This window comes from Streptomyces sp. NPDC050619 (genome assembly GCF_040654815.1).
In the GTDB taxonomy this organism is placed as follows: Bacteria; Actinomycetota; Actinomycetes; order Streptomycetales; family Streptomycetaceae; genus Streptomyces.
Genome location: NZ_JBFAIR010000042.1, coordinates 1 through 11945 on the forward strand (window position 1 = coordinate 1; position 11945 = coordinate 11945).

14 protein-coding genes are annotated in these 11945 nt (G+C 68.8%); 7 read left to right on the forward strand and 7 right to left on the reverse strand.

All coding sequences use genetic code 11. The annotated features are described in order from the left end of the window. Nucleotides 1–122 precede the first annotated feature (122 nt). Entirely contained in the window at nucleotides 123–1406 is a 1284-nt protein-coding gene (locus tag AB0I77_RS44120; RefSeq protein ID WP_363288529.1) for an adenylosuccinate synthase, read from the reverse strand. A gap of 210 nt (nucleotides 1407–1616) precedes the next feature. Between AB0I77_RS44120 and AB0I77_RS44125 the strand changes: the two genes are divergently transcribed. Beyond that, the gene (locus tag AB0I77_RS44125; RefSeq protein WP_363288530.1) at nucleotides 1617–2465 is read left to right on the forward strand and encodes a diacylglycerol kinase; all 849 of its coding nucleotides are present in this window, start codon (nucleotides 1617–1619) and stop codon (nucleotides 2463–2465) included. 64 nt (nucleotides 2466–2529) lie between these two features. On the opposite strand, the gene eutC is transcribed toward AB0I77_RS44125, so the two are convergent. Both eutC and AB0I77_RS44135 read right to left on the reverse strand, forming a co-directional pair. After that, a complete protein-coding gene (gene eutC, locus AB0I77_RS44130; protein ID WP_363288531.1) occupies nucleotides 2530–3324 on the reverse strand; it encodes an ethanolamine ammonia-lyase subunit EutC in 795 nt (264 codons plus the stop codon). Continuing rightward, the gene (locus AB0I77_RS44135; RefSeq protein ID WP_363288532.1) at nucleotides 3321–4715 is read right to left on the reverse strand and encodes an ethanolamine ammonia-lyase subunit EutB; all 1395 of its coding nucleotides are present in this window, start codon (nucleotides 4713–4715) and stop codon (nucleotides 3321–3323) included. Before AB0I77_RS44135 ends, eutC begins: the two co-directional genes overlap by 4 nt. Before the next feature lie 151 nt (nucleotides 4716–4866). Here AB0I77_RS44135 and AB0I77_RS44140 point away from each other — a divergent pair, with 151 nt between their 5' ends. After that, complete coding sequence (locus AB0I77_RS44140) at nucleotides 4867–6378, forward strand: APC family permease (protein WP_363288533.1); 1512 nt, start codon at nucleotides 4867–4869, stop codon at nucleotides 6376–6378. 7 nt (nucleotides 6379–6385) lie between these two features. Here AB0I77_RS44140 and AB0I77_RS44145 read toward each other — a convergent pair whose 3' ends face one another. Together AB0I77_RS44145 and AB0I77_RS44150 are read right to left on the reverse strand one after the other, a co-directional pair. Further along, the gene (locus AB0I77_RS44145; protein ID WP_363288534.1) at nucleotides 6386–6574 is read right to left on the reverse strand and encodes a DUF397 domain-containing protein; all 189 of its coding nucleotides are present in this window, start codon (nucleotides 6572–6574) and stop codon (nucleotides 6386–6388) included. After that, nucleotides 6571–7440: a helix-turn-helix transcriptional regulator gene (locus tag AB0I77_RS44150; RefSeq protein WP_363288535.1), complete on the reverse strand. Its 870-nt coding sequence runs from the start codon at nucleotides 7438–7440 to the stop codon at nucleotides 6571–6573. The genes AB0I77_RS44145 and AB0I77_RS44150 overlap by 4 nt, the downstream gene beginning before the upstream one ends. A gap of 191 nt (nucleotides 7441–7631) precedes the next feature. Here AB0I77_RS44150 and AB0I77_RS44155 point away from each other — a divergent pair, with 191 nt between their 5' ends. Genes AB0I77_RS44155 through AB0I77_RS44165 form a run of 3 tightly spaced genes read left to right on the forward strand, consistent with a single transcriptional unit; the run spans nucleotide 7632 to nucleotide 8484 of the window. Further along, nucleotides 7632–8057 carry an ATP-binding protein gene (locus AB0I77_RS44155; protein WP_363288536.1) on the forward strand — a complete coding sequence of 142 codons (426 nt, stop codon included), beginning with the start codon at nucleotides 7632–7634 and terminating at the stop codon, nucleotides 8055–8057. Continuing rightward, on the forward strand, nucleotides 8054–8293 hold the full coding sequence (locus AB0I77_RS44160) for a hypothetical protein (RefSeq protein ID WP_363288537.1): 240 nt from the start codon (nucleotides 8054–8056) through the stop codon (nucleotides 8291–8293). Before AB0I77_RS44155 ends, AB0I77_RS44160 begins: the two co-directional genes overlap by 4 nt. Further along, nucleotides 8290–8484, forward strand: coding sequence for a hypothetical protein (locus AB0I77_RS44165; RefSeq protein WP_363288538.1), 195 nt, complete (start codon nucleotides 8290–8292; stop codon nucleotides 8482–8484). The genes AB0I77_RS44160 and AB0I77_RS44165 overlap by 4 nt, the downstream gene beginning before the upstream one ends. Here AB0I77_RS44165 and AB0I77_RS44170 read toward each other — a convergent pair whose 3' ends face one another. Then, nucleotides 8485–9798, reverse strand: coding sequence for a helix-turn-helix transcriptional regulator (locus tag AB0I77_RS44170; RefSeq protein WP_363288539.1), 1314 nt, complete (start codon nucleotides 9796–9798; stop codon nucleotides 8485–8487). A 193-nt stretch (nucleotides 9799–9991) separates the two neighbouring features. On the opposite strand from AB0I77_RS44170, the gene AB0I77_RS44175 reads away from it, so the two are divergent. Both AB0I77_RS44175 and AB0I77_RS44180 read left to right on the forward strand, forming a co-directional pair. Next, the gene (locus tag AB0I77_RS44175) at nucleotides 9992–10432 is read left to right on the forward strand and encodes a hypothetical protein (protein ID WP_363288540.1); all 441 of its coding nucleotides are present in this window, start codon (nucleotides 9992–9994) and stop codon (nucleotides 10430–10432) included. 157 nt (nucleotides 10433–10589) lie between these two features. Further along, the gene (locus AB0I77_RS44180) at nucleotides 10590–11264 is read left to right on the forward strand and encodes a class I SAM-dependent methyltransferase (protein WP_363288541.1); all 675 of its coding nucleotides are present in this window, start codon (nucleotides 10590–10592) and stop codon (nucleotides 11262–11264) included. A gap of 9 nt (nucleotides 11265–11273) precedes the next feature. Here the strand turns inward: AB0I77_RS44180 and AB0I77_RS44185 are convergent, their stop codons facing one another. Continuing rightward, nucleotides 11274–11906 carry a TetR family transcriptional regulator C-terminal domain-containing protein gene (locus AB0I77_RS44185; RefSeq protein ID WP_363288542.1) on the reverse strand — a complete coding sequence of 211 codons (633 nt, stop codon included), beginning with the start codon at nucleotides 11904–11906 and terminating at the stop codon, nucleotides 11274–11276. Between the last annotated feature and the right edge of the window lie 39 nt (nucleotides 11907–11945).

The window sequence follows — 11945 nt, forward strand, 5'->3', positions numbered from 1 at the left end:
AAACGCTCGGCTGGAAAACCCCAGCCGAGCGCCTGCGTGATCTACTGACGGCCACGTAGACCGTCAGGTGTTGCGAGGACCCCAAGAATCCGCCCACCGGACGGGGGGCACACCCGTGCGTACTAGATGAACGAGTTGATCTCGATCGTCTCGTCCCGCCCCGGCCCCACCCCGATCGCGGAGATCGGTGCGCCGGACATCTCCTCCAGCGCCTTGACGTAGTCCTGCGCGTTCTTCGGCAGGTCGGAGAAGGACTTCGCCTTGGTGATGTCCTCCGACCAGCCCGGCAGGGTCTCGTAGACCGGCTTCGCGTGGTGGAAGTCGCTCTGCGAGTACGGGAGTTCCTCGACGCGCTTGCCGTCGATCTCGTACGCCACGCAGACCGGGATCTCCTCCCAGCCGGTCAGGACGTCCAGCTTGGTGAGGAAGAAGTCGGTGAGGCCGTTGACGCGGGTGGCGTACCGGGCGATCACCGCGTCGAACCAGCCGCAGCGGCGGTCGCGGCCGGTGGTGACACCGCGCTCGTGGCCGATGCGGCGCAGCGCCTCGCCGTCCTCGTCGAAGAGCTCCGTGGGGAACGGGCCCGCGCCGACTCGGGTCGTGTACGCCTTCAGGATGCCGATGACCCGGCTGATCTTCGTCGGGCCGACGCCGGCGCCCGTGCAGGCACCGCCGGCGGTGGGGTTGCTGGAGGTGACGAAGGGGTACGTGCCGTGGTCGATGTCGAGCAGGGTGCCCTGGCCGCCCTCGAAGAGGACCACCTTGTCGGCCTCCAGGGCCTGGTTGAGGACCAGGACCGTGTCGGCGACGTAGGGCGCGAGCTTGTCGGCGTACACCAGCAGCTCCTCGACCACCTGGTCGACGGCGATCGCGCGCCGGTTGTAGAGCTTGGTGAGGATTTGGTTCTTGACGTCCAGGGCCGCCTCTACCTTCTGGGTGAGGATCGACTCGTCGTAGAGGTCCTGGACCCGGATGCCTACGCGGTTGATCTTGTCGGCGTAGGTCGGGCCGATACCGCGGCCGGTGGTCCCGATCTTCCGCTTTCCGAGGAAGCGTTCCGTCACCTTGTCCACCGTCACGTTGTACGGCGTGATGATGTGAGCGTTTCCGCTGATGAGGAGCTTGGACGTGTCGACGCCGCGGTCGTTGAGTCCGCTCAGCTCGGAGAGCAGGACCGACGGATCGACGACGACACCGTTGCCGATGACCGGGGTACACCCCGGGGACAGGATTCCGGAAGGGAGGAGGTGGAGGGCGTACTTCTGATCGCCCACGACTACCGTGTGGCCGGCGTTGTTGCCGCCCTGGTAGCGCACCACATAGTCCACCGAGCCACCGAGCAGGTCGGTTGCCTTTCCCTTGCCTTCGTCACCCCACTGAGCACCGAGCAGCACAAGTGCGGGCACGCGCGTACACCCCTTCCGGGCGGGGCATGTCCAAGGTCAGGGGCGTACGAGCCATTGACTGTGCCTCGCACAGCCTGTTTCGTACACCGGCGACCTTCGTTGGTCGCGACCCGTCGGACCGGATGCCCCGGAATAGACGAAGCCCCTGGCGCAATAGCGCAAGGGGCTCTTGCACAAAGATGCTACCCGAGGAAGCGAGGCTGGACCGAGGTGGCGACTTTCGCGACGTCCGATCAGTTGCTGGTGGTGATCGATCCGGTTGCCCGGCGGGCGGACGGAGAGGCCGTCCGGATCGCGAAAGACGTGCTCAGCGGGGGTGCGGCGCATACGAAGGTCTGTCTTCCCGACAGTCCGGAAGAATTCGCGCGCATGCTGTCGCGGAGGGGGTCGCGGCGGCCGGTAGTGATCGGCGACGACCGTGCGCTGGTCCGGACGGTGGCGTTGCTGCACCGGCAGCGGGAGCTGGCCGAGTGCGGGCTGTCGGTCGTACCGGTCGGCGGTGCGCTGTCGCTGGCGCGGTCGCTGGGGGTGCCGGCCGGGACGGTGGCGGCGGCGCGGGCGGTCCTGGACGGGGTCGAACGGCGGCTGGATCTGCTCATCGACGAGAGCGACGGGGTGGTGCTGGGCGCGTTGCGGATTCCGCCGGTGGTGGCGGGATCCGACACGGCTGCGACGGCCGAGGCGCACCCCTGGCTACGGACCTGCCAGTCGCTCGTACGGACGCTGGTGCCCGTCCGGCCTGCCCGCGACACCCCCGTCCCCGGCCCCGGACCCTCCCGGCTGCGCGTGGAGGTCGACGGGGTCACCCTCGTGGACCTCGACCAGCCGGTGGCGGCGGTGTCGGTGACACCGGGCGCGGCGGGCGTGGCCGAGATCGAGGTCCGGCCGGCCTCGGTGGGCGCGGAGGCCTCACCGCTGCTGGCGTCGGGGCGCATCGTGACCGTCTCCGGCGCGGACTTCCGCTACCGGGCGGACGCGGTGGTGTCGGGGCCGGTACGGACGCGGACGTGGGTGGTGCGGGAAGGGGCTTGGGGGCTGACGTTGCCGGTGGCACGATGACCGTTCATCGACGACGGTCACCGATGACCCTTCATCGACGACGGTCACCCGACCAGCTCAAGCCCTACACGGACTGACCCGCCCCCGCAGGAAGGGCGTCCGACTCGTCCTTCAACCCCACCCCCGTGAGCCCCAGCTCCCGCGCCCGCCCCATCAGCGCCGCCAGCTTCCCCGCCGCCGTCTCGTAGGTCAGTCCGCGCGGTGGCCGGATGTTGGACAGGCAGTTGCGGTCGGCGTCCGTGGTGACGCCGGGGTTCGGGCCGTAGGTCAGATAGGCCCCCAGCGAGTCGGCCGCCGACATCCCGGGGCGTTCCCCGATCAGGACCACCACCATCGCCGCGCCCATCGCGTGGGCGATGTCGTCGCCGAGGGCCACGCGGGCCTGCTCAGCCAGGACGACCGGGGCCACCCGCCAGTCGGACGGCAGGTGAGCCGTCGTCGCGCGTACCACCGCCGCCCCATGCTCGTGCACCGCCCGGCTCGACAACCCGTCGGCGATCACGAACACCGTGTCCCACTCCCCCGTCGGCAGATGCGCGCGGTCCGTGGCGTCGAGCCGTCGGCCCAGGTCCGGGCGCTGGAGGTAGGTGAGCCGGTCGGGGGCCGCGCTGCGGACCCGTACCGTCGGCAGCCCGGTGAGCCCCGCCGCGACCGTGTCCGGGTCGAACGGCGAGTGCACCGCGTCCCGCGCCGCCGCGTGCGCGGCCTGGAGTTCCAACCGGTGCCGGGTCGGGAGGGCGGAGCCCGCCCGGCCGAGGCCGATCCGGGCCTGGGTGTGGTGGCGCAGGGCCGACCAGAGCGCCAAGTCCCCTGCGGGAGTGGGTAGTTGAGCGGCTGGTTGAACCGGTGATTGGCTCATGCGGCCAGTTCCCTTCCGATCGCCGTCAGCGGGTGGGCCGTACCGGACACGTCCCGGATCGCCCCCCGCTCGTCCAGCAGGCCGATCGACGCGAGCCATGCCTCGAACTCCGGTGCCGGGCGCAGGCCCAGCACCTCTCGCAGGTACAACGCGTCGTGGTACGAGGCGGATTGGTAGTTGAGCATGATGTCGTCGCCGCCCGGGGTGCAGATCACGAAGGACGCCCCGGCCACGCCCAGCATGGTCAGCATGGTCGCCACGTCGTCGTCATCGGCGTCGGCGTGGTTCGTGTAGCAGATGTCCAGGCCCATCGGCAGGCCGAGCAGCTTGCCGCAGAAGTGGTCCTCCAGGGCGGCGCGGAGGATCTGGCGGCCGTCGTACAGGTACTCCGGGCCGATGAAGCCGACGACCGTGTTCACCAGCAGGGGGTCGTAGCGGCGGGCGACCGCGTACGCCCTCGCCTCCACCGTCTGCTGGTCGACGCCGTGGTGCGCGTCCGCCGACAGGGCGCTGCCCTGGCCGGTCTCGAAGTACATGACATTGCGGCCGACCGTGCCCCGGTCCAGGGTCTGGGCCGCCTCGTACGCCTCGTCCAGCATCGGCAGCGTGACGCCGAAGGAGGCGTTCGCCGCCTGCGTTCCCGCGATGGACTGGAAGACGAGGTCGACGGGCGCGCCCCGCTCCATCAGGTCGATGCTCGTCGTGACGTGGCACAACACGCACGACTGCGTGGGGATCGCGTACCGCGCGATCACTCCGTCCAGCAGCTCCAGCAGATCCCGTACGGCCTTCGGGCTGTCCGTCGCCGGGTTGATGCCGATCACCGCGTCGCCGGAGCCGAGCAGCAGGCCGTCGAGCAGGGCCGCGGCCACGCCCGCCGGGTCGTCGGTGGGGTGGTTGGGCTGGAGGCGGGTCGCCAGGCGTCCCGGCAGGCCGATCGTCGAGCGGAAGGCGGTCACCACGCGCACCTTCCGCGCCACGGCCACCAGCTCCGCGTTGCCCATCAGCTTGGACACCGCCGCGACCATCTCGGGCGTGAGGCCGGGCGACACGGCGGCCAGCGCGGTCGCGTCCGCCGCCTCGGACAGCAGCCATTCGCGGAACTCGCCGACCGTCATCCCGGCCACGGGCGCGAAGGCCGCCGGGTCGTGGGTGTCGAGGATCAGCCGGGTCACGTCGTCGGTCTCGTACGGGACCACCGGCTCGGCGAGGAACGTCGCGAGCGGCACCTCCGCCAGCGCCCAGCGCGCCGCGACCCGCTCGCGGGCGCTGTCGGCGGCCAGGCCGGCCAGCCGGTCGCCGGAGCGCTCGGGGCTCGCGGCGGCGAGCAGACGGGCGAGCGAGTCGAAGCGGTGCCTCTCGCCGCCGAGGGTGGACGTGTAGGTGCTCATGACGGTGACCGTACGAACCTCGTGTTGCCTCCAGATTTCTAAAGGTCTGGTTGACAAACATTTAACGTCCCGAGACCCTTGCTCGACTCATTCCGCCTACAGAGTTCCGGTTCAGCTCAGCAGCCGAACAGCATGGAGAGGGGCCAGCCCGATGGCAGTGGACGAGGGAGTCGCCCCAGCGGCGAAGACAACCGAAGACGGCAGCGTCCACCGGCTCAAGCCCAATGCCGTGGGCCTGCTCGGCGTGGTCTTCATGGCCGTCGCGACCGCCGCGCCGATCACCGCGATGACCGGCAACGTGCCCTTCATCGTGTCGTCCGGCAACGGCATCGGCGCCCCGGCGAGCTACCTCGTCGCAATGGTCGTCCTGGCAATCTTTTCCGTCGGTTTCACCTCGATGGCGAAGCACATCACCTCGACCGGCGCCTTCTACGGCTTCATCTCCTACGGCCTCGGCCGCACGGTCGGTCTGGCCTCGGGACTGCTCGCGACCTTCGCGTACGCCGTCTTCGAGCCGGCCCTGATCGGCATCTTCTCGGTCTTCGCGACGACGACCCTGGAGGACCAGACCGGGCTGAGCGTGCCGTGGTGGGCCTTCGCGATCCTGATGCTCGCCGTCAACGCGATGGGCACCTGGTTCGGCATCGCCCTCGCCGAGAAGCTGCTGGTCGTCCTGCTGGCCACCGAGGTGACGATCCTCGCGGCGATGGCGATCTCGGTCGCCCTCCACGGCGGCGGTCCGCACGGCTTCACCTTCGGGCCCATCAACCCGGTCAACGCCTTCCAGGGCACCTCCGCCGGGCTCGGCCTCTTCTTCGCCTTCTGGTCGTGGGTCGGCTTCGAGTCGACCGCGATGTACGGCGAGGAGTCCCGCGACCCGAAGAAGATCATTCCCAAGGCGACGATGATCTCGGTCCTGGGCGTCGGCGTCTTCTACGTCTTCGTCTCCTGGATGGCCATCACGGGCAACGGCGAGAAGGAAGCCGTCGCCGCCGCCTCCTCCGCGAACCCGCTCGCCCTGTTCTTCAACCCCACCGAGCAGTACGTCGGCCACTGGGCGGTCGTCGTCATGCAGTGGCTGATGATCACCGGCTCACTGGCCTGCGGCATGGCCTTCCACAACTGCGCCGCCCGCTACCTGTACGCGCTGGGCCGCGAGGGCGTCCTCCCCTCCCTGAAGAACACCATCGGCCGCACCCACGAACACCACGGCTCCCCGCACATCGCGGGCCTCGTCCAGACCATCATCAGCGCCGTACTGATCGCCGCGTTCTGGATCGCGGGCAAGGACCCGTACGCCGGTCTGTACGTCCTCCTCGCCATCCTCGGCACCATGGCGATCCTCGTCGTACAGGCCGTGTGCTCCTTCGCGGTCCTGGCGTACTTCCGCACCCACCACCCCGAGAGCCGGCACTGGTTCAGGACCTTCACCGCCCCGCTGGTGGGCGGGGTGGCCATGCTCGGGGTGGTCGTCCTGCTGGTGTCCAACATGGGCGCGGCGGCGGGCACGGAGTCCGGTTCGCTGGTGCTGAAGGCGACGCCGTGGCTGGTGGCGCTGGTCGCGGCGGTGGGGGTCGGGTACGCGCAGTACCTCAAGCGACGGGATCCGTCGCGGTACGCGCTGATCGGGCGGACGGTGCTGGAGGAGACGAAGGAGCGGTAACGCTATGTCAGTTGGGCGCCTTCACGCCGGCCAGGAAGGCGCCCCATCCCTCCGGGCTGAGGTAGAGGGAGGGGCCCTGTTGGTTCTTGCTGTCGCGTACGGCTCGGCCGCCAGTGGCGGTGACGGCGACCTCGACGCAGTTGCCTTCTTGCGAGGAGTACGACGATGTCCCGAAGGGACCTACGACCTCGGTCATGATGCGTCTCCCTTGGTGCTTCGCAGTGCGCTCTGAATAAGCCGCGCGCTTGCGTCCGGTGACAGTGCTGCCGACCGAAGCATGTCGTAAGCGTTGCCGTAGCGTGCAAGATCCTCCGGCGGCTCAATGATCGACGTGCCCAGCAGGTTCTCCATGGTCACGGCTTCGACGGTCGGCTCGGAGTCGAAGCTAAAGGAGGAGAAGGCGTAAGTCGAGCCCGCGAGTGCCCCTGCGCTGAACGGCAGCACCTGCACGGTGACGTTCTTCCGCTTCCCGATCTCAAGGATCGCGGAGAGTTGCTCACGGTGAATCTCGACGCCCATCAATGGGTGCGCGATGACCGCCTCCCAGAGGATGGCCGAGTACGACACCCCGCCTTCATCGATCCTGGCCTGCCGCCCCGCACGCACCTTGACCAAGTGTGCGAACCGTTCCGGGGAGATGTAGTTGGGTCCTGCGGCAATCGACGCCTCTGCATAGGCAGGCGTTTGCAGGAGCCCCGGAACGAGAACCGGCTGCCATTCCCGGATGTACGTCGCGTCGTCCTCCAACGCGATGTGATCGAGGTAGTCAGGCCGTAGGTGTGCCGCATGTTCGAGCCACCACCCGCGGTTCTTCGAGTGCTTGGCCAAGTCCTCCAGCTTGTCGCGGACTTCCTGGTCCGTGATGCCGTACGCGTCCAGCAGCAGCCGTACCTCGATGATGCGAGGCGTCGCATGCCCGCTCTCAATGCGGCTGATCCTGGCCTGACTTGAGGCGATCACCTCGGCAGCCTGCGGCTGATCAAGCTTGGCGGCCTGTCGGTAATTCTTGAGCGCCGAACCCAGGCGCCTGCTGCGCACAGTCGGCCGTCCACCTGCGGGCATGTGCCCTCCCCTCTGCTCCGGCAACCATGCCATACCGGACGTCAACCCTAGGACGACATCACACGATCGAGCGACACTGCTGCATGTATTCAATGGTTCCTGTTGTGCAAGTCTCAGATTTGGCCCTAGCTTCGGAGCACGCGCCGCTCAGGGGCGCAGTCTTGGCGACACGTCAGGGGGTACCGCCCGCTATGCCCACCGCACTCACCAGCCACCCGCGCAGCGACACCTTCCGCATCCCAAAACGCAAAAGACACGTGCCGGAGGCCCGAGCCCAGGTGCAGCGCATCCTCAAGGACTGGGCCCTCGACGGCGAACTCGCCCACGACGTCGCCACCGTCGCGACTGAGCTGGTGACGAACGCCGTACGCCACTGCCGTGTATCGCTCGCCCAGGTCGAGGTGACGATCTCAATCCGGGGCTGTGGACTGCTGCTTGAGGTGTCCGACCCGGACCGGGAGCGGATTCCGGTGCCGCGCACGGGTGATGACCAGGAAGAGACCGGCGGACGCGGGTTACTCCTGGTCGCCGGGCTGGCGTCGCGCTGGGGGCACGAACTGCGCCCGTTCACGAAGTGTGTGTGGGCGTACTTCCTCCTCCCCGAGGAGTCCCGTTGAAGCAGACGAAGCAGAACACCTGCCCGCCCCTGCCCAGCCCGCACGACGCCCGCTGGCGCCGCTGGTCAGCACGTTCGTGGCATTACCGGGCCGAGCACGGGCGATGGTTGCCGCCCCTCGCCCGTGACCCGTACTGGGAGAGTCCGCCCGCGCGGGCGAAGCGCGTGTCCATGGACGTAGGAGACATCGTGCGGCCGTACGTCACGGCGTACCTGGGCGAGGAGCGGCCGGCATGAGTGAGGAACGAACGCGGCCCGACGACCCCGTCATGGCCACCTTCCATGACTGGCTCGTCCACGTCGTCGCCTGCCGGGGCGCCTGCCGCCTCGCGGGGATCTCCTGTCACCACTCGTTGCGGCTGGGCGCCAGGCACCGCGAGGCGAAACGAGCCGTACGCCTGACCCGGCAGAGCACCCCGCCCCGATGACTACCGCTCCGGAGGTGCCGCGTTGCGGATGCCCGTCGCTGCGGCGAGTTCGCGGACGCCGCTCACCCTCGGGTGTCGCGTGGACAGGTCGCTGACGATCTGCCGGATTGCCGGGCGGTCGCGGACCTCGCCGGGGGAGACGCGCAGAGCGGAGAGCAACTCGCCCGCCGTCTGCTCCGGCTTGCCCCACTGCCACCACGCACGCCCGAGATCGGTATGCATACGCCCCTTGCGCTCAGCCGTGGCGAACTGGCCCGGGTGCAGTGCCCGGCCTGCCTCGATGGCGGCCCCGGCGTCTCCCAACGCCCAGTGAACACCGACTCCGTAGAGATCGACGGCCGCTGGGGTAATGGGGAAAAGCCGACCCGGCGGAGCCTGCTGCGGGAGCCTGCGAGCAGCTTGGGTGGCCTCTCGGATCATGGTCAGGGCCTGGTCCCGGTCACCGGCCCGTGCGGCCGTGTAGGCCGTGGTGCACAGCATCTGTGCGTAGGCCGCCGATTGGGCGGGGGTCGTCAGCCCCGTGGCCTCGACCTTGTCGGCTGCGCCCAGGATCAGGCGTTGTGCAGCGCCCTGCTGGTTCTGGTGGCGCAGGACGATGCTCAGTTCCCGGGCGGCAGCGGCGGCGGCCAGTGGAGAACCGGAGAGTTCGGCGTAGACGGTGGCACGGTCCGCAGTAAGGCGTGCCCGGTCGTAGCGGCCGATCTTGACGAGGAGTTGGGCGGCCAGGCTGTAGCAGGACGAGAGGCGGGCGTGTGCGAGGTCGCTCCGAGACCGGGCGGCGTGTTGAGCGTCGGCGAGAAGCCCCGGGAGTGCTTCGAGGAGGTCGGCGTGTCGGCCTGCGTCGAAGAGAGAGCGAGCCCGCGCAAGGCGCGTGTCGAGCGGCACTGTCGAGCCGGTCGGTTCGGGTGTGACCGCCAGGGCGTCGTCCACGCCGGCGAGGAGCTGGGCGGGGGCCGCGAGCCCGGCGGCCGCGAGCAGGGTCCGGCGGCGCATGGGGTCCTCCTTGGCACGTCGTGGACCGTCGGCCGCCACTTTAGTGGCTTGCAACACGTTCAATCCGAGTGCCGCACCAAGAACATGGGGCGGCACGCCGACCTCCTGAGCGGCACGACGCAGGAGGTGCAGATCTGTGGTCCGGCTGCTGCGCTGCTCCATCCTGGAGACGGTGGAGGCGGAGCACCCCAGACGCTCCCCGAGGTCCGCCTGCCGCCACCCCCTCCCGACTCGGCCCATACGGATGAGTCCTCCGGGGTCTTGGCGGTCGACGAACGTACGGGCCTGGGCGGAATTCCACAGCGGGTCCAAGGTACGCATCGCGCCTCCCCCTGGCCGGTGCCGGCCAATCCACGGTAGCCAGCACTGTGAGGGGGTGTCGATGGCGTGTGCAGAATACGCAAAGAGCTTGCATGGCAAGCCAGTTGACCACCATCCGCCGTCAGCCAGTGGTGTCGTACGAACACGGGCCCGCTCAGGGCGCAGGGCCCCAGGCGACGCCACGGAGGACAGCATGACGACAGCAACGGAGACCAAGGTCCGAGACCCTCGGGCCTACGTCAAGCGCGACGTGTGGGACCGGGAGATCCAGCTCCTGATGCGGGACCACCCCGTGGACGAGGTGATGGCCAACCGGCTGTTCGGTGCGGCGGTCTCGTACCTGATCACTGCCATGGAGAAATGGGGCCAGGGCCTGGAGATGTGCTGCGGTCGGCTCGTCGACCTCGCGGTCCATGTCTTCATCCTGGACACGAAGAACTACCGCGAGTTCTGCGCCGAGCACTTCGACGGCAGGTTCCTGGAGCACATCCCGGAGATCGAGTTCAAGTACGACGGTTCGGTGGAGCGCACCGCGCAGATCATCGCGGAGGCGGGCTTCGACGTGGACTGGAAGCTCTGGGAGCGGGACTACGGCAAGTGCGGGCCGTGCAGTCCGGGATCGAACTGTCACTGATCCGAACCCGATCGGGCCCGGGAGCGTTCGTGACGCTCCCGGGCCTCTCACGTGCGCGTCCGGGTGAGGTGGTGTCATTCGCCGACGCGTGAGGAGGGCCAGGGATACCGTGTCCAGCTCAACGAACACCGGTCACTCCGCCCTCCCGAGGAGCCTCATGCCCCAAGCCCCCATGACACCGGCCGAATACTGGGACAAGTACAAGCCCTACAAGGGCGAGGGCACACAACCGGCACCGCAGGCCGACCGGTTCGACTGGACCCAGTACCCAGGGCACGGACCCGGCGCCGAAGTCCTGGGCCATCCCCGCCGCGCGCTGGAGCTCGGACCGGCGGAGGGCAAGGAAGCCGCCCATCTGGCCGGCCTGGGCGTCGAGGTGACCGGTGTCGACTTCTCCGCCGTCCAGGTCGAACGCGCCCGTGCCTGGTGGAAGGGGACTCCCGGGCTGTCCTTCGTCCACAGCGAGGCCTGCGCCTATCTCTCGTCGGTCCCTGCGGAGTACGACGCGATCTATTCCGTATGGGGAGCCGTGTGGTTCACGGACCCCGAGGACCTGTTCCCGTGCGTCTTCAAGCGACTGGCCCCCGGCGGGGTCTTCGCGTTCTCGCAGGCCGAACCGGTCGTCGGCTCCTACGGTCCGCAGCAGATGCGGGGCAAGTGGCTCGAAGGGCGCGAGCGCGAACTGACCGTACGGCGCTGGCAGTACGCCCCTGAGACCTGGGCGGACATCCTGAAGCGGTACGGCTTCACCGACATCGACGCCCAGGTCGTCAAAGCCCCGGAACCGGAGGACCTGGGAACCCTCTTGGTACACGCCCACGTCCCTGGATAACCGATCGCTTCAGAATGAGCGCGTGGGCGGCGGAGACAGATGAGGCTGCAGGCCAGTTCGAGCGGGACCGTGGATGCCCGGGTCCTCACGTAGGGCGGCCGCGACCAGGCCTTCAAGGGCCTCGCGCGGTACTTCTCCGCCGCTCACCAGCCGGTCGAAGACCAGTCCGTCGATGCAGGTCAGCAGGATGTGAGTGCGATTCTCGACGTCCGTCACTCCGTGCGCGGTGAGGAACAGTCGGACGGCCTCGCGGCCGGCGTTCTCGCGGGGTACGAGGATCTCGCGCAGCTCAGGGTCACGCACGCTCTCGACGGCGCACGCGTAGCGAGCGAGCGAGCGGCGGCGGCCCTCGCTGGTGAGCCGATGTCGGGTGAGCAGCGCCATGCCGTCCACCAGTTCCTCGACGGTGCGCAGAGGTGGAAGCTCTTCGGCCATCATTTGCAGTTCTGCCTGGTCGAGTTGGACCAGGCGTGTGACCAGTGCGGTGAGCAGCGCGGCTCGGGTGCGGAAGTAGGCCGACGTGGTGCCGGGCGGCATGGTCGCTTTGCGATCGACCGCACGGTGGGTCAGGCCGCGGATCCCTACGTCGGCGAGTACGTCGAGAGCCGCGTCCGCGAGGAGGGTGCGTCGATCCGAAGCCATGGCTCCTTTCTACACCTGTAGAGCCTCAGATAGAGTTTC

Excerpts from the sequence above, each read along its gene's own strand:
- AB0I77_RS44180 (WP_363288541.1), top strand. The coding sequence starts at position 10,590 with ATGCCCCAAGCCCCCATGACACCGGCCGAATACTGGGACAAGTACAAG.
- AB0I77_RS44175 (WP_363288540.1), top strand. The coding sequence starts at position 9,992 with ATGACGACAGCAACGGAGACCAAGGTCCGAGACCCTCGGGCCTACGTC.
- AB0I77_RS44150 (WP_363288535.1), bottom strand. The coding sequence starts at position 7,440 with ATGCCCGCAGGTGGACGGCCGACTGTGCGCAGCAGGCGCCTGGGTTCG.
- AB0I77_RS44185 (WP_363288542.1), bottom strand. The coding sequence starts at position 11,906 with ATGGCTTCGGATCGACGCACCCTCCTCGCGGACGCGGCTCTCGACGTA.
- AB0I77_RS44140 (WP_363288533.1), top strand. The coding sequence starts at position 4,867 with ATGGCAGTGGACGAGGGAGTCGCCCCAGCGGCGAAGACAACCGAAGAC.
- AB0I77_RS44165 (WP_363288538.1), top strand. The coding sequence starts at position 8,290 with ATGAGTGAGGAACGAACGCGGCCCGACGACCCCGTCATGGCCACCTTC.
- AB0I77_RS44170 (WP_363288539.1), bottom strand. The coding sequence starts at position 9,798 with ATGCGTACCTTGGACCCGCTGTGGAATTCCGCCCAGGCCCGTACGTTC.
- AB0I77_RS44135 (WP_363288532.1), bottom strand. The coding sequence starts at position 4,715 with ATGAGCACCTACACGTCCACCCTCGGCGGCGAGAGGCACCGCTTCGAC.
- AB0I77_RS44145 (WP_363288534.1), bottom strand. The coding sequence starts at position 6,574 with ATGACCGAGGTCGTAGGTCCCTTCGGGACATCGTCGTACTCCTCGCAA.
- AB0I77_RS44155 (WP_363288536.1), top strand. The coding sequence starts at position 7,632 with ATGCCCACCGCACTCACCAGCCACCCGCGCAGCGACACCTTCCGCATC.
- eutC (WP_363288531.1), bottom strand. The coding sequence starts at position 3,324 with ATGAGCCAATCACCGGTTCAACCAGCCGCTCAACTACCCACTCCCGCA.